Here is a 17,071-nt window from a genome sequence, read left to right as displayed (position 1 = left end):
ACTATTCCATTGTAATCACTGCGGCAATCAGTTTGTAGCAATAGCCATTGAATGGCTCCCCCATGCTGATTGTCAGGTAAATCTCCTGATCGCTCAAAGGGTATTCGCCCCGCTGCTTCATGAGATACGTTTTTTCGATGACGGGATCGGTCACCGAAAGGGTGTAAGTTGTTCCCCGGTATGAGAACCTGGCCCGAACTTTTTTCCTTGCAAAAAGATCATCCGCCACCAGCAGGGTAAAAAAATCAGGTTTGATCAGATATAGCGAAGGAGGTGCAGCCTTTTTCAACTCCTCTTCGGACACGCGGTCATGCATGTCTGTTACACCGTGAAAACCGGTCATCCAGAGATCGCTTACGTCATCCGCCATATCGGGAAGTGCCGAATAAGGCAATTTCCATTGCCAAGCACAGGGACTCTTTTCTCCAATCAGAAAATTTTCCTTCTGGTAAGGATGTTCCTTGACGCCTTGAACATCGATGCTGATGATATCCATGCATTTCGGGATCACGCCGTTATCGAAAATTATCTCTTCCCTGGAAAGTTCGCCGGTGCCCCGGCTGCTTACCGGTCGAATCCATGCCCCGACCTTTCCACTATTCCACGCCTTGCCCGCCAGACAGTAGCCGCCGTATTTCCGGGATACGGCCAGGCAGATAAAGTCTTTGCGATTCACCGGACGATTGTTCACCCGGCATAAATGGTACAGTCGTAAGAGGTGCAGCTCATTATAAGAAATCGTCCCTTTCAAATCCTCAAAGACAGGGCGAAGACGCTCTGTCCCCAGGCGGGCAAATGCCTGCAACACCGCTTGCTGCTGTTCCCCCGTCAACTTGGAGTCAATCAGAAAATCGTTCTCACGGAAGGTATGTTTTTCACGGAGGCACTGATAGAGATGCTTGAGTACCGTTTCCTGCTGAATGTTAAGAATTTCTCCCAGTTGTTTAATGTTTTTACTCTGATTAAACAGTTCGCCAGTGACAAGATGACGGTCTGAACCGCTTTCGTGCAAAGGCATGAAGGCTGATTCCGGTATTGGCGCAATTTTTGGCTGTTCCTGTATATCATTTATTTCACAATGTTCTTTGATGATATCAAGAAAAGTATCGGCGTATTCTTCCAATTTTCTGCTGCTCATCCCATAGAGCATCGATAAACTTTCACGAGTAACGGGGTAATATGTGGCCATTTCTATCAAGGTACGATCGTAGAAAATGAAAAACGGGTAAACATTTTTCTGATTGGCGATTTCCTTGCGTTTTTCCCTTAACATTTCAAAAAGGACCACATCAGACGGCATAAGCTCATTTTTATTTTGGTTTAAGGAATCTCCCCGGTCTTTTTTTACAACTTCCAGCCTTCCGGAAAAGGTCGTTTCTCCCCTCTCCACTTTATGCAAATCGGAGAGGCGCATATGCTCGGGAACATTTAGATTGTCTAATTCCTTTGCTGTTTTCCTCGTCCTGCAATTGTCGCACATATCACAACGGTCCGGACCATCGGTTTCGCCAAAATAATTCAACAGGGGGATCCGCCGACAGAGGTGAGTCTCAGCAAACCCAATGAGATTTTTCAGAAGGACATTGCTCACCTGTTGTTCCGAAGCGTTTTTTTGTCTGATAAAAAACTTCACTTTTTGAATATCGCCATACCCGAACAGAAGAAGACAATGCGCAGGGAGGCCATCCCGTCCGGCCCGGCCGATCTCCTGGTAGTAGTTGTCGATGCTCGCGGGCAAATCATAGTGGATAACAAACCGGACATTGGGTTTGTTAATCCCCATGCCGAAGGCAATTGTAGCTACTATGATCCGGATGTCGTCGCGGCTGAAGCGTTCCTGGTTCTCCCGACGTTCTTTATCCGACAAACCCGCATGGTAGGGCCGCACCGAATATCCCCTGTCCAGAAGGATGCGGTAGAGTTCTTCCGTCTGGCGACGGCTGCCGCAGTAAATTATTCCCGATTCGTTTTGATATCTTTCGATCAAGGCCAGCGCCTTTTTGAGGGGCTCGGTCTTCGGCGCCACTTCCAGAAAGAGATTCGGCCTGTTGAAGGAACCGACGTACTCGCTCTTTTTGTCGATATTGAGAAATTGCCTGATATCCGCCCGCACGCGCGGTGTGGCCGTGGCCGTGAGCGCAACGCAACAGGCAGAGGGAAAAGCGCGGCGGGCATCGGCAAGCATCCGGTATTCCGGGCGAAAATCGTGTCCCCACTCGGAGATGCAATGGGCTTCGTCAATGGCCAGGCAATCCACCTTAAACTCGGCCAGCAGGGCCAGCATTCGCGTCGCCTGCAATGCTTCCGGGGAGAGGTACAGGAATTTGACGGAATTGTCCCTGAGCCTTGTCACATTATCCCGGTATTCCTCCATACTCAGGGAGCTGTTCAGAAAAAGGGCGGGAACGCCATTTTCCCACAACTGGTCCACCTGGTCTTTCATGAGGGAAATCAGAGGAGAAACCACGATCGTCAGTCCCTCAAAAATCATTCCTGGAATCTGATAACAAAGGGACTTGCCGCCCCCGGTAGGCATTACTACCAAGGCGTCCTTTTTCTCCAATATATGAGCAATAACTTTTTCCTGAAGAGGCCAGAACGTATCGTAACCAAAGATAGTCTTTAGAATTGTCCGGTATTGACTGCGCTGTTCGACATCCGGATTGGTATTGCAAATCATTTCTTCGGGAAGAGGATCATTTCCGGAAATTGTCTTATCAAACATTTCCATTATTTCTTCTATCTCACTTTTCATAGATTGATTCTCGTTCCATCTGTCATCAGATTAGCAAAATTGAGATCATTGGTAAGAAGGATAATCTGTTTTCCGGGTGTTAACGACAAAAGATAATCACGCAAACGTTCACGGCGCAGTTCATCAAGATAAACGCTCGGGCTGTCCAGTACCATAAAATCACTCCCCTGCATAAGACGGGAAATTTCAACTTTCAAAGCAAGATACAAAATTCCTTTTTCACTTCCTGACAGCGAATGGAAATTGCGATTCTCAAAGTCGGGAAGCAATTGGGTCTTTTCCAGATTGAGAGTAGCATTTTGTCCGCGCAGTAAATCAAAACTTTTCAGACATCCCTGAATTCCCCTTTCGACTTGGCGAAGAGACACCCCCATTGTTGATTTGATGGTCATATCGAGAGCGTCCGTTATCCATTCCGAAAAGAGTCGATTATGGGATGTCGTGAGCATTTCAGCATCCGCTTTTTTAATTTCAAGCTGCCGGCGTTCGAATAACGCATGCTCAGTCTCCAGAACCTTCAATGATTCCTTTGATCTTTCCAACTTATTCCGGAGTTCGAGAGATTCCTCGCAGTCGGCGTTCCGGGCAATCAGGTCGATCTTCCTGGATAATTCCGTCAGTTGTTGTTCATTTTCGTCAAGTTCCTGGTTAAAATGCTGCAATCTTGCGGATCGTTCCTTAAGATCAGCATATTTTTCTGTAAGCTGGTCGAGCAAATACAGGGCCTTGCTTAATTCCTTCTCGGTTGATTCTGTTTTCTGTATTTCTTTTGCCAGTAACAGTTTCCTATTCTCTATATCGTCAAGAAGTTTGTTACGCTGATCGGGTGATATGATTTGCAGACAGGTGGGACATACTTGATTTTTTTGCGTTTTATGAAGCGAGGAAATCAGGATGTCTTCATTTTTCAACTGATTTATCAAGGCGGTGCGCATTCCCTGTTGAGTCGATATCTGTTTCAGGTATTGGTCGCGAAGAGCAAGACGATTGGCAAGTTCTTTCAGTATATCATTCAATTCAGTAACGTCGTTGAAATCTGATAGTGATTTCTTTATTTCTTCCAATATCACCTCTCGCCTGGAAGAGAACGCCGCCCTCGTTTTTTCCAGCTCAACGAACAGGCGATAATTTTCATCCCTACCATTCCCCATGTCAATTCTTTCTTCCAGTGCTCTAACCTCTTTGAGTCGTTCCTTCAATTCCTCGGCGCAATCAGCACCGGTACCGGAAGACAAGGCGCTTCGCCTGGCCGCAGACATTTTTTCAAGGCTTTTGGAATAACGGCGAAAGTTGACAAACATGTCCCTGGCAGCCATCAAATTTTCGACACCGAGCAATTTGTGAAGGAGGTCCCTGCGGTTAGCAGGTGTTTGAGTGAGAAATTCGCCCAATTCTTCTTCTTTCAGGAAATATCCCACTTTCCATTGATGAAAATTAAGCTGCGGAAGCGCCGATCCTTCGCTTGGATGCCATCTTTGATCCGTGAAAAACTCCTCCTGCACATCTCCTTTTGTGGATCGGTAAAGGCGACAGAGCTTGTCGCGAATAATATAAGTTATCCCGACCGTTCCGCTATTCATGCCAACGGCAACGATGTCTTTTGATGTAATTCCTGTATTCAGAATTTTTCCGCACAAGGAAAAATAGAGAGCCCGTGCCAGAGTCGATTTCCCGGAAAAATTCTTCCCGTAAATTACTGTCAGATTATCATCAAAATCGAATCGCCGAGTGCCGGAGAATACGCCGATGTTTTTTACGACAAGTTGCTTTAATCTCATCGCACGGTTCTTTCGCCGGCAATAATGTCAAACAGTCTTGCCGGGGAAAGGGAAGGATTCTCCAGCGCTAATTCCAGCGCATACAATGCTTTCTCATGATCCGCATCTTCAATTCCCATACTGTACTTATTTCTATCTGTCAGGGCATTTAAATTGTCGTTGAATATCATCAATATTTCTTGCGTACTCATTATTGCTTCTCCTCCCGCTTATGATCTAAATTTTAAACAATAGAGCCAATTGCAAAATAAGCTTATCCGTCGCCCCGGCGAAAGTCGGGGCCCAGAACGGACTGAAAAGACTGGAATCCGTCTTTCGCCGGAATGACGCAGAAGGAGTTTTGCAATTGGCTCAACATTTTTATCGCAAGCGATCCAGTGGCTTTGCCATTGTCCAATATTTCCGAAAATTCACTCACTGAGCGCCTTGAGCAGGGCGTCCTTTGCATCCGCGTAATAGACGACAGTGACCTTGGTGGCCAAGTCATCCGGTAATTCGAAGAGTTGCTTGCGGGCAGAGACTGGCATGAGGATTTTTTGCGCGCCTTTATCGGCAGCCAGTTCAATAATACTAACGGCGTTGTAAATGGGCTCGATGGATCCCCCGAGATTGAGCCCGCCGACGATGACGAGTCCGCCTTCCAGGCTACGCTCGACAAGCGCGGAACTCATAGCGAGCAGGATGGGCATCCCTGTAGCCGCAGCACTCTTGCAGGCATCAAAGGCGCGGAATTGAATGGTGAACTCGTGCGATCGCGGATCGCGATCACCGACCAGCTCCTTTGCCCGGGCATAGAGATTCTGTTCGGCACAGCGGACGCTCTCCTTGAGCGGCCCCGGAGGGCTTTGATTAAGAATTTTCACCCCGCTTCCCGGACCTTCAGTTACTTCAATGCGGAACAGGCCCGGATTTTCACCCGTGCTGCCTGGGGATAATGCCCATACCTGTCCGGCAGCGAGCGGGTCGCTACCGATGCTGTTCTCGTTGTGGAGCTCAGGTGTGGAGACGAATTGTTCCATCCCATCGGGGATCATGGTGAAACTGAAATGGGTGTTTCGGAATTCGGCAGCCCCGATGCGCTTCTGCTGTTCCTTCACCCTGCGGCGACATTCCAGTGCAAGTTTGGCGGCCCATTCGATGGCGTCGTCGGGGATGTCGGCTTCCGGATCAGGAAACATCAGTTTGAGAAGCCCACTCATCGTCTTATGCGTTGCCGATGTGTCGCGTCCGCTCAAGGCGCCTCCGAATTGGATACGACCCTGGAGTTTGTTAACCCGGCTTTGAGAACGCAGATGGTTCCAGCACGAGGAAACGTAATCGCTGACCAGACCGAAATGTTCGGTCAACTGCTCTCGACTCACTTTTGGCACGTTCCAGCCGGGAATGTAGGAATGAATGCGATCCATAAATGCCGTGTCGTCGCGCATCTCCGGCGGGAGCGGTCCGAAGAGGTGTCCGATGCGTTGCTGATGTTCCACATCGACTTCGAAGTTGCCTACCATGACTATCCCACCAAAGCCGCGGATGCTCTCCTTGCCCCTGCTGAATTCCCCCGACTCCATGTATCCCTTCATGATGTTCACGCCGTCCTTCTGGTCGAAGGAGATACCGGACACTTCGTCGAAGCAAACCACGTCATATTGGCAAACGAGGCCGCGCTGGCCATTGGCGTTGTTGACGAACATTTTTGCGACGGTGGCCTTGCCACCTGAGACAAGATGTGCGTAAGGCGACACCTGCTGGTAAAGGTGGCTCTTGCCTGTACCCCGGGGGCCAAGTTCCACCACATTATAATTATTCTCTACAAACGGGACCATGCGGAGAAGCATGACATCGCACGTTCGGTCTCCGAGAATTGAAGGTTCCAGCCCCACGCTGCGAAGGAGCAAATCCCTCCATTCCTTGAACGTGAAGAGAAGTCTCCCTTTGCACAGGGCTTCCAGCACGTCGCTCTTCGAGAGCTGGATTTCGCGCAGGGATTCGATACCGAACGGGCGTCCATTCTTTTCTTCAGCGATGCCGGGATCGTAAGTGAGATCTACCTCCGCGTAAAAACCTCCCGTCAGCATGCGATCATGCGTATTGACCAGATCATCCGCGATGCGAACATCATTGAGCCGAAGACTGGGGAGTTCGGCCAGAAAACAGTCGTTTTTGGCATCCAACCGAGCCTTGATAAGATCGATAAGTTTCACGCGCCCCTGCTCTTTGGCGCGGGCCTTGAAGAGTTCTTCCTCGCCCGCGCGGACCGTTCGGCTGGCCAGTTGCCTTTGCACGATGGCAAGCCCTTCCTGGATTTCCGACTCATCTACGCTTGCACAATATCGCCCAAGCAGAAACTCAGCCACATAGGTGGGCACCGGATATTGGCCTTTGAATTGGCGCACGAGGTCTTTACGTACAAGATATCCTTCAAATGCCTTGGCAGCGATTTGGTCCAGTGGGTCGAGTTGCATATCAGTTTTCTCCAATCACTATATTCTGCTTGAAAATTGGTTGGCCATTCTGATCAACGATAACGAGGAATGCCGCCTTGCCGAGCGCCCCGTCATCTTCCACAAGAAGGCTGGTCTTGCCGCCATCAGCCGCGACGGCTATCGGGCTTGCGGCAAAGCTGGTCCCGGCATCTGCAACTTTCCCGCGAATATCAATGATTAAGCCAGCGGCACCCTCAAAAACCACGTACAGCCTCATCCCCGCCCAATTAATCTCCTTGAGGACAACAGCATTCCCCGCGCCCGTTTGCTTCGCGGATATTGTCAAGGAGGGGATAAGGGCCTCCTGCAGGGTAAGACCGCCGTGGGCATACTCCATCCCGGCTGTAAAGCACGATACACCGGGGGCCAGGACAACGGCTTCGGCCGAGTCCCAAAACCATGAGGTCATCGGATAGCCGTGCTTGGCGCCTGCCCCGGGGATGGCGCAACGGCTCCACTTGGATGCCGTCAGATGCTTGGGCAATTCTGATTTCGGCAACCCTCCGGGTAGTAAAAGCCAGCCGTGATCCGTGATTACCTTGATTTTCTTCCAGCCCCCCTGAATGAGTTCGACTATTCGCTGCTGTAATCCGGCCAGCTCTTCTTCAATTCTCCACGCCAATTTTGCCCCCTCATGATGGCCATAGTCGTCAATGGAACCGAACTCCGTCCAGGCGCAACCAGTTGGAAAAAGGGATGAATCAGCAACCAGAAAGTTTATCCCCAGTTCTTCGACAAGTTGTTTGAAGCGCGCGTGGGTAAGCGCCTTCCCGTTTGCCCGTTCTTTCGGTTCAAAGCCTGTCCCCTCCAGCGGGCCTTCCAATTTTCCGGCAAGCGGCTTCCATGCAGGCTTGGCGGTTGCGGTAACCGTCGGCAGCGCGGCCCATTCATGCTCGAAATCAACATCCAATTCAGCAAAGATAAGTTTTTCTACCAGCTCTTTGGCCACATCCATACGCAGACCGTCGGCAAAAAGATAGACTGTGCCTTCCTCAACCGGCAAGGTACGACAGGACTGCGGCCCTGTGGTGGGATAGGTGGCCGCCAGAGCCTGGAGCAGCGTGGAAAACTTTTCGAGCCACGCAGGATAAACCGCCCGGATGGCGGCAGTTACCGCCTTTGTGGCTGCCGTGGAGGAGCGCGCTGCATCCAGAGCCCGTAACATACTGCGGTCGGCTTTCCAGCCAAGCGTCGAGTAATAATCCGCCAATCCTTTCCAAGTTGAAGGATTTACCGGTGTTTGTACAGCATCTGACAAATCTTGCAGATGGCCTATGGCAAAAGCCAGCGGAGCTTCCCCTAAAGTGGCCCAAACCCAGGTGGAGCGATGGGCATGCGCGGCTGCCAGCTTTTTGATTTTCGCGATGGCATCCTTTGGCGATGCCGAAGATAGCGCAAGCAGCTCTTTTTCCAGACGTTCTTCATCTTTCTGGTTATAGCTCGGCTTAAACTCGTCAACCACATGGAAAAGATCGCCGGGAACTACGAATTCAAGAGCCTCCTTGATTCCCGGATAGTTAAGTGGCGCCTCCTTGTAGCGCGCCCATACCAATTTCCAGGGAGGCGCGCTACTGGCCAGCTTCTCCGCCGCGGTGATCGCACCATCCTTCTCCGGGTCAAAGTGATATTCCGCCCGGCAGACGGCGCAAAAGCTCTCCCATTCCGCCCCTGACCCTTGCAGATCCATCCTGATTTTGTCCGGATTTCCCATCCATCTCAAAAGCGTCTGCGCCGGATCCCTCGTTACGATCGCCCGGAAGTCTCCCGCCTCCAGCTTGTGCCCCCGGAGCGCCCCCATTTCCACTTCCATAAGCTTTGGCAAGCTCTCCTGAATCGCCTTCCTTGTGTCCTGATTGCCTGCTATTTCCAGCCCGAGACCGCCATCGACACTCGAAAAAAATGCAAAGGGCGTCCAGTCTTTTCCGTTTTTCTGCGTCCAGAATTGCCCCTGGAATTGCAGGGCAAATAGATGCCTTGCCTGATTCGGAAATTGTTCTGCACTGCGAAAAGCATAGCGTCCGATGCCGGGCAGGTAGATGACTGGGATGTCCTCGCCTTCATGCACCTCCAACTGATATCGCAGCCAGACCGCCGGGCCCGTCATCTGGTCGGGAGCATAATCTCCAAGCGACCACAACGCCGGATAGTTCGCCCGCAGCGGCTCGATACACCGCTTCCAGAGCCCCTCCTCGTCGGGCCAGAGGATGACCCTGGGTGGAGCCAGATCATGCTTGTTATATGAGGCCGCGCTGCGTAAATATTTCAGTATGGATTCGAGTATCGTCACGTTTTCTGCTCCAGCTATATTAACGACCGCCATTTTTCAGTTGTTATCCGCCATCCGTAAGGCTTCCGTAAGCGCCTTTTTTTTAAGATCAGCGCCCGCACCAAACCAGACACGGTTCAGCCGATTAGCACCATTTTCGTTCTGTACTACTCGATAGTCTTCAAATCGTGTGACCGCATTGTATGCCGCCCAAAAGCTTCCTTTAACTCCCTTAATTTGCAGGTCTGGGATGGTCTCGAACAAATCTGTCACGTGATCCCATTTCGGTGGATGTGCTCCCGTCTTTTTCTGGGGTTCGCTTCTCGGAAATAAAGCAGCAAGATATTCTTCAAGCATTCGCTTGTTTTTTACCTGAGTTGCTGCCAGTCTTTTGAAACTTTCAGCTGCTTCTTCATAAATTTGGTTGGCAGCAGCGATCAACTCTCCTACTTCATCTAAACGCTCGCTCATCTTAGCGCTGTGGCGCACGCGAAAGGCGGATTGTCCATCTTTCATTGCCATTGTTAGTGTGTTCTGGCAGACTACACGAACGGCTGTAAACTTTACTATTACGGAGCCTTGTCCAGTATGCGAGTTGGAGAGGAGAAGATACTTGTGACACTCGTCCCCGAGAACCACCTTAATGGCACCTGGCATCTTTGCCAGTACCCAAATGCGTTCGCCATCTCCCAAGGCACCGGCTGTCTCATAGGTTGCGGTTTTCCGGTCCACGATTGGATCGAAAAACTGAAATGCTTCTAAATTCTGAAGAGGTTTATAACGGTCTGAGACCAGCCCTAAAACCACGACCTCCTCTTTGCTGTTTGGTTTGGGAATACGAACCATTTCGTAACGTGAAAATATTTCTTTGCCTCGCGAGTTGGCAGTAGGCTTGGTTCCTCTGGCAGGTCGTTTCTCAACAGTCCAGTCCAAGCCGGCGGCCCGAATCATCTGTTCTGCAGTCACGTTAGGTGGAACAGGTTTTCCTTGCTTGTGCCATGGGACTTCTCCGACATAAGCCATCGTATCAACGTTTGCGGGCATAAGGTCTTCTCCTTGTTAGATTCTTAAAAGTTTTATCTATCACAATTTCAAGTATCGTCATGATGTCAATTCCCTATAGCACTGGGTTGAGTATTCATTTGATGAAGATGAAAAGCACCTTCACCTAAGGTATTGCGGCAGAGTTCGACGAGATGGTCGTGGTGGGTGAAGAGAAATATCTGGGTGCGCTGGGCCAGTGTGGCCAGTTTTGGAAGTATCGCCGCCGCTCTGTCGTTGTCGCAGGTAATCAACAGATCATCGAGGATGAGGGGCATCGGCTCGTGCTTCTCAAGATATTGATCAAGGGCTGCCAGGCGAAGAGCTAAGTAAAGTTGATCCCTCGTGCCGTCACTCATCCCTTCAATCGAAACAGCAGTCTGGTCAGGGTGCAAACCCACCAGGATAGGGGTGTCGTCGGCATTAAATTCCGCACCCAACCCACCAAATGCACCCCGAGTGATGCTTTGAAACACTTGACCCGATTTCTCCAGCAAGGGTCCTTGATTTTCTTTCCGGAACCGTTCGATCTGGGTTTGCAGAAAATGTGCTGCCAAGCACAGGCGTACAAAACGGGAAGCGTCTTGCCTCAGTCGCGCCGCGCATGACTCGGCATGCTGCCGGTAGTTTGCCGCCGCATCTCCAGCAGCCTCAAGCGCCTGCCTTTGGCCTTTGAGGTTGTACAAGGTATCGCGAACTGCCTGAAGCGCTGTTTCCTTTTCTTTCTTTTGGCTCTGGATCGTGGCCTTCCTCTGGGGAAGTGCTTCGGCATCCTCCGCTCTAATTCGAGATAGAAAGTCGTCTACCGATTGGCCTCGCGCAAGGCCACTTAGCGTGTCGCGGAATGTGGCAATTTGACTCTGTGACTGATTGCGTAATTCCAGATTCGCAAGCAATGGCTCAAGTGCATCAACCGTTTCAATCTTTGCCAACCGGATCAACTCATCCAATGCCTGAACCGCCTGGCTGTGGGATGTCTGACTCTCTCCCAGGGTATCCTTCGCTTCTTCGATTTGGCTAACAAATTGCTCATGTCGCGTTTGGTCGGCGCGGGCTTTGGCCAATTTCTTCCAAAGATCATTTTCCTGAGCCTCTATGGTATCTCCCGCGGCACCAAGGGCGCTGGCTTTTTCCTTTACGTCTTCCTCGTATAGCTCCACAGCATCCTTTGTTTTCTGCAATGTTGTGGAGGTTTTCTTCCAACTATCGAATTTAACGAGGAGTTCTTTTCGTTCCTGCAAAAGTGCCAATCCGGATTTGGGTGAAATGTCTTTAGGTATGCCGATCCGTTGGCACTGTGCATCCCACTTTTTCGTCGCAGCCTCGACTGCCGCAGCGAAGTGTGCGTTGTTCTGTTCAAAGGTTTCCAATTGACTGTTCAGTCCTTGGATTTGATTGAGCAGCTCGATTCTTCGCCCCGATGTCTCTTCACCCTTCTGGACATGCCTCCGAGCCTTATCGAAAAGCAGCGTATAACCCTTTCCTTCAGGTTCGGAAAGGACCGCGGCAAGTTGCTTTGTCGCTTCAAGGACTTGGTCGCCTTTCCGTTTGAAATCTTCTTCCGCGACCCTCAACTGACGGAGGGTATCTTTGAATTTAATCCAGGCTTCACGCCATTCTTCCATTTCCGCAGGAGATTGCGGTGCAATTTCACAACATGCCCATAATGACTTCCAGGAGGCCTGGCATTTCTCCAACCTATCCTGGTATTCAACAATTCTTTCTTTCGCCTCCTTAATTTGCTTTTCTACTTGGGTTATCTGGAAACGCCTTTCCTCTGCCTGAGCTACGGCCTCAGCCTCTTCGCGAAGCTGATCCGCAATGTTGTCTGCCTTGAGGATCGTTTGTGGAAAGGCTTCCTCCAGAGGCGTTCCCGGTATGAATTCTTCCTTGCAGCCGTCACCTTTCCAATCCGCCAGCACGAGACTCCAGCCGTGATCCCGATGCTCTCTGGCTTTATGCATGGATTGCTCGGTGGGTAATTCTCCACGGCGTTCGAGCCGGCCAAGTTCGGCTTTCAGGGAGTCGAGTTGCTTTGTCCCGTCAATAACTTTCGCTTCCTCCGACTTGATATCTCGGGATATCCCATCCATCTCCTCGCCGGTACTGCGGATGGTTGCTTTGGTCGGCACCGCGAGAGTTCCCGTGGCGTCCAGGTCCTTTGGCGCTACTATCAATTCCCGATGGCGTTCTTTTGCCTCCAGGGTAAGACGTTTCACCTCGGATTCGCTCAAGGCAAGTGTGCGATTGGCTTCGGTCGCTGCCGCCGCTACGGACAAGGTGTCTCGGAGTTTGGTCATGTCGGTTTCCGGCAGGGTCTGCAACTGCGTTTCCAGGGTATCAATCTGCGTCTTGAGATCGCCGGTCTTCTTTATATTTTCCTCGTGCTCCTTCTGGGCATTTTGAAGGGCCGCGGCGGTTTCCTCACAGGCGAGCCGATCGGCAGTGTTCAGCCGCAGTTTCTCGAGTTCCGGGATGCTTCCGGTGAGTCCCAGATTCTGCATGCCCGTCTGCAGGGTCGTTTCCAGTCCAGCCACTTCGGTTTCCAAATCGGTCAGGTTTTTTTTGCGATCCCGATAAACGCCCAGATCCTGGTGTAAACGGTCTAGTGCATCTGCATCGGCAAGGAGGGCCGGTGAGGTCTGGCAACCTGCCAATAGCTCTTGGAGCTTGGTGATCTGAGCCGTTAGGCGGTCAACTTCCGCCTGGGTTTCGCTTGCCGATTCACGAGCGGCACGCGCCCGCTCGATAAAATCACTGGAAACTTCAGGCATCGGAGGCAGATTTTCCAGTTTCCGCATCTCCTCACTTAAACGCCCCACGGTAGGCAGCGCATCTTCACAACGGGCAATCCATTCCAGTTCCTTTGTAAATGCCGAAATCTCGTCTTCGAGCTTGATTTTGGCCTCCCCGGCATTCGCTAAAGCTGTTTCGATATTCTCCCAGGCCTCAGGGTTTACAATGGCTTCACGGCTTTTGCGCAGGAGGTCTTTGTAATCATTCACTGCTGGGCGAATCGATACATTGGCTGTTGAACGGCCTTTGAAGAGCCTTTCTGCTTCCTCGATCAGCGTCGCGAGAACCAGTTGAATGGGGGTCCCTCCCATACTGGCCGAGAACAGAGCATTGCCGATATCCCCCTTGCCTTGGAGAAGTTGTTCCGCCCCTTCGCGGAGTTCCCTCGTACCCAGGCCGAACATCGTGGAGAAGTATTCCTGATCGACGCTGCCCAGAAACGGGATCAAAGCATTGTCCGGCAATTCATTGCCATTGGTGTCCAGCAAGGTGTTCTTGTTTCCCTTGCGGCGTTGGAAGGTAAGCCGTTCCCCCGACTGGTTGACGATCTCACCCCTTATTCGTAATTTCTTGTAATCGTGGACGAAATTATCCGGCGACTGGCCGTGTATGCCGAAGAGCAGATCTCGAAAAGCGCGGAGCAAAGAACTTTTTCCTGCTTCGTTGGCTCCATAAATGACGTGCAGATCACCCCTGTCCGCGGGAAAGGTGAGATCCAGATTCGTAAACGGGCCGAAAGCGGGGATATGCAGTCGTTCAAACCTCATGAGGCCTGACCTCCCTTCGTTCCCAAGGCAGCCAAAATAATGGCCCGCACATCCTCCATCGCGTCTGCCCGCTGGCTCTCGCACCAGTCAGATTCAACGTCGGTTCGGATTTCAGTCGGTAAAATATCGAGCATCTCCTTGATCTCGGAGGGAAATAGCCCAGGTTCGACCCTCGCTTGTTCCAATGTCTCCAAAACGATTTTGGTGAGAGCATCCCGTTCCGCAAGTTTTGCCAGATCATACACAGGGGATGTTGACACCTTGATTCGTTCGAGCCAGATGGCATCCCCTCCCTGATCTTGGGCTCGGCCCAGTAATTCGGCGCGCCAGCGGTCCGCATCCCTATGAAGCGAACCGTGTAGAGGCGTGGCTCCTGTGAACACAACCCTGGCGGCGACCAATCGCCCCTCCGCTTCACTCACAGCGTTGGCCATCGCTCTTGACGCACGACTAAGCGCTTCCGTCTCTTCTGTTACCCCTGCAAGATCGATCTCAAGGACCTGCCACCGAACGACATCAAGGTCACGCCACTCCGCCTTCTCCACGACCAGTGAATCATTTACCGTGACTAATCGGCATCCGTGTGGCCCAGTCTCCCGGGCATCCCGCCCCTGACAGCTCCCCGTGAACACGATCCAGGGATCCTGGCAGATCACCTCAGGTTGGTGGATATGTCCGAGTGCCCAGTAACCATAGCCTTTCTGGCACAGGTCCTTTTCCGAGCACGGGGCATAGGTGTCATGACCGGTGCGGCCAGTCAGACTCGTGTGCAGTAACCCAAGGTTGAACTTGTTGGGCACAGCGGCGGGATAACCGTCAGCAAGATTTTCGGGCACGGCCCGGTTCGGGAAACCGTGTCCGTGGATGACCACGGGATGTCCTGATACTTCCTTCGATTCCACCGTCCGGGTGGAGAACGTGTGCACATTATCCGGGAGGCTCAGTTTTCTGGAAATCAACGAGGCCGCATCGTGGTTTCCTGCGATCAGGTAAACGGGGATGTCCTTATCGCGCAATCGCGCCATCTGTCCCCGGAAAAATAGGCCGGTGCTGTAATCCTTCCAATCCCCATCGTAGAGATCCCCAGCGATGACCAGGAAGTCGACATTCTCATCGATGGCCAGTTGGACCAGATTTTCGAAAGCCCGGCGTGTTGCCCCTCGGAGGACATCAACAGGCGCTCCTTCGTGGGCCTCGAGACCCTGAAGCGGGCTGTCGAGGTGGGCATCAGCAGCGTGGATGAAACGTATCATGGCAGACTCCTTATACCCGTTTGGGTTATCTGCTGACTTGAGAACGGCATCCAACATGGCATTCCCCCAACAGGCCGCCAAGAGAGAGCACAAGCAAGGCGGCCAATGTTATCAGAATTTTGGTCCATATCCGTTGACAGAGTTCTCCCTATTTTGTATACTAATGCCATGAAAAAGAAATCCTTGATCGAAACCAACCCCTACTTGAAAGACCCAGTCAAATGTGAAGCCGCTCTTATCAGATTTGTGGTTTCCTCTTCGGCTATCGAGGGTGTCCGCTGCAAAGGCATGGAAGATTCCTCTGCGGCTACAGGGACGTTCGTTGTCAAGAATCCTTCCTCTGTTCGGCGGCCTTCAAAGCAAAAGAAAGCAAACCCTTAAAAATCTCGCTCATTGGATCATAATTTCGGTCAATACCTGCCCGTACTGCGGCGAAGTATTCATTTTTTTTCTTTCCTTTGATCTTGCTGAAGTCAAGATACGGCATTCCGGCCTGAAGGGCCATCACCACGGCCAGTAGCCGTGCAATCCTGCCATTGCCCTCCCGAAAAGGGTGGATCAGCAGCAATTCCACATGAACAACTGCCAATACCTCCGCCAAGGCCGCAAGTGAGCCTGCGCGACAGGGAGTGTGGCGAGTCAAGAGCTTATTTTCCAACTCCGCCATAAGTCTTAGGATCTGCGCCGGGAACGCGAAAGTGAAATCGCCTTTGCTCATGATTATTTGACGATATTGTCCTGCCCAGACGTAGATGCTCTCCAGCCAGATCCGATGCAACGTGCAAATATCGTCTGCCGTGAAAACATGATCCCGGTCAAAGTTCCGCATTGCCCATCTCGTAGCCCGTTTAAGCTCCTCCGATTCCACATCGTCCATCATGCGCTTCGTTTTGATCCCCAACAAATTCTTCAGAACGTAACCACGCGCCCCAGGTTCATATTGGTCTTCAATAAGTGAGGTAGTATCATATCGTCCCGTTTTTTTCATCTAGCCTCTTTCTTCCGGGCCAGTGTGAGATGAACATTGTTCCAGCGGTTGCCGACGAATTCCTTGCCACCGATGGGATCTGTTCCGGGTTCAGCTTCGCACCAGAACCAGGGATAGTCGGATGTTGGGCGGGTGGGCTCGGTACCCCGGTCTTTGTCTTTGAGCGCAAGGGGAATGGCACGGAACAGTCCCGCTCCCCGCTTGCCGACATCACCTGCCAACAGGAAAGGGCGGATGTTTTGGCGGATGCCGTCATTGAGGTCGGGATGCCATCCTTGGGCCTGGTCTTTGAGGGGCTTCCAGCGGACGAAGATATCGAGCGGCGCCTCCCCTTCGAGGACGGCAGCGAGTTTCGTCTGAAGGGCGCGGGCGGCGCCGAGACGTTCGGCGGCGCCGGGTTTGTCGGCTCTGGCATCATCGGACTGCCGCTGAATCCAGTTACCCAGGTAACTGTAGGCCAGCTTTTGCAGAGCGGCGTGGTCGAGCTTGTGGTAGTTGATTAAGGCGTGGAAGCCGTCGGTTAGGCCGTCCCAGATGTGCCAAATAAAAGGGCGGTCATGAAAGAGTTTGGCGTGCTGCTCGAAAAACTCATCACGCAGCCACTCTTCGAGCGTTTTGGATTTACTGCCCTTCAGCCCGGCCGCGGCGATGAGGGCGCGCTCGTCGAAGGAGACGAGGGCTGCGGTCAAGAGCTGACGCAGGCGGGCAGCGGCCGGTTGCTCGTGGTTGAGTGGCGGCAGGCAGACAATGCCGTCTTCGTCGGTGAAGGATTCCAACCCATCCGGGCCAAGGGCGGGACAATCGGGAAAGCTACTGCCGGTCTGGCGCGGCCAGCGGTAACCGAGCAGGCGAGCCACGGCGACGTGCAAGGGCTGCTCTGCGCCTTTTGGATGACCGTTGAATAGCCACTGTGTCGGGTCATCGCTGTGCGGTTTGGGCAGGCTGTCGGG

11 protein-coding genes are annotated in these 17,071 nt (G+C 51.9%); 2 read left to right on the top strand and 9 right to left on the bottom strand.

The features are described from left to right. Position 1: 1 nt before the first annotated feature. From K0B01_09760 to K0B01_09720, 9 genes are all read right to left on the bottom strand, one after another. Positions 2-2,755, bottom strand: coding sequence for a RecQ family ATP-dependent DNA helicase (locus K0B01_09760; protein MBW6486422.1), 2,754 nt, complete (start codon positions 2,753-2,755; stop codon positions 2-4). Then, complete coding sequence (locus K0B01_09755) at positions 2,752-4,533, bottom strand: AAA family ATPase (GenBank protein ID MBW6486421.1); 1,782 nt, start codon at positions 4,531-4,533, stop codon at positions 2,752-2,754. The genes K0B01_09760 and K0B01_09755 overlap by 4 nt, the downstream gene beginning before the upstream one ends. Next, positions 4,530-4,724 carry a hypothetical protein gene (locus K0B01_09750; GenBank protein MBW6486420.1) on the bottom strand — a complete coding sequence of 65 codons (195 nt, stop codon included), beginning with the start codon at positions 4,722-4,724 and terminating at the stop codon, positions 4,530-4,532. The genes K0B01_09755 and K0B01_09750 overlap by 4 nt, the downstream gene beginning before the upstream one ends. A gap of 219 nt (positions 4,725-4,943) precedes the next feature. After that, positions 4,944-6,989: a BREX system Lon protease-like protein BrxL gene (gene brxL / locus K0B01_09745; GenBank protein ID MBW6486419.1), complete on the bottom strand. Its 2,046-nt coding sequence runs from the start codon at positions 6,987-6,989 to the stop codon at positions 4,944-4,946. Position 6,990: 1 nt separating this feature from the next. After that, on the bottom strand, positions 6,991-9,297 hold the full coding sequence (gene pglZ / locus K0B01_09740; GenBank protein MBW6486418.1) for a BREX-1 system phosphatase PglZ type B: 2,307 nt from the start codon (positions 9,295-9,297) through the stop codon (positions 6,991-6,993). Positions 9,298-9,333: 36 nt separating this feature from the next. Next, positions 9,334-10,320, bottom strand: a complete 987-nt coding sequence (locus K0B01_09735) for a DUF932 domain-containing protein (GenBank protein MBW6486417.1) — start codon at positions 10,318-10,320, stop codon at positions 9,334-9,336. A gap of 65 nt (positions 10,321-10,385) precedes the next feature. Then, positions 10,386-13,880 (bottom strand): AAA family ATPase, encoded by a 3,495-nt coding sequence (locus K0B01_09730; GenBank protein MBW6486416.1) that lies wholly within the window; start codon positions 13,878-13,880, stop codon positions 10,386-10,388. Continuing rightward, the gene (locus K0B01_09725; protein ID MBW6486415.1) at positions 13,877-15,133 is read right to left on the bottom strand and encodes a DNA repair exonuclease; all 1,257 of its coding nucleotides are present in this window, start codon (positions 15,131-15,133) and stop codon (positions 13,877-13,879) included. The genes K0B01_09730 and K0B01_09725 overlap by 4 nt, the downstream gene beginning before the upstream one ends. Before the next feature lie 325 nt (positions 15,134-15,458). Continuing rightward, a complete protein-coding gene (locus tag K0B01_09720) occupies positions 15,459-16,121 on the bottom strand; it encodes a Fic family protein (GenBank protein ID MBW6486414.1) in 663 nt (220 codons plus the stop codon). A 29-nt stretch (positions 16,122-16,150) separates the two neighbouring features. Between K0B01_09720 and K0B01_09715 the strand changes: the two genes are divergently transcribed. Both K0B01_09715 and K0B01_09710 read left to right on the top strand, forming a co-directional pair. Then, positions 16,151-16,624 carry a hypothetical protein gene (locus tag K0B01_09715; protein ID MBW6486413.1) on the top strand — a complete coding sequence of 158 codons (474 nt, stop codon included), beginning with the start codon at positions 16,151-16,153 and terminating at the stop codon, positions 16,622-16,624. Between the two features lie 33 nt (positions 16,625-16,657). Continuing rightward, complete coding sequence (locus K0B01_09710) at positions 16,658-17,026, top strand: hypothetical protein (protein ID MBW6486412.1); 369 nt, start codon at positions 16,658-16,660, stop codon at positions 17,024-17,026. Positions 17,027-17,071: the final 45 nt, after the last annotated feature.

It is taken from the genome of Syntrophobacterales bacterium, assembly GCA_019429105.1.
Classification (GTDB): Bacteria; Desulfobacterota; Syntrophia; order Syntrophales; family UBA5619; genus DYTH01.
This window is presented reverse-complemented; position numbering and strand designations above follow the sequence as displayed.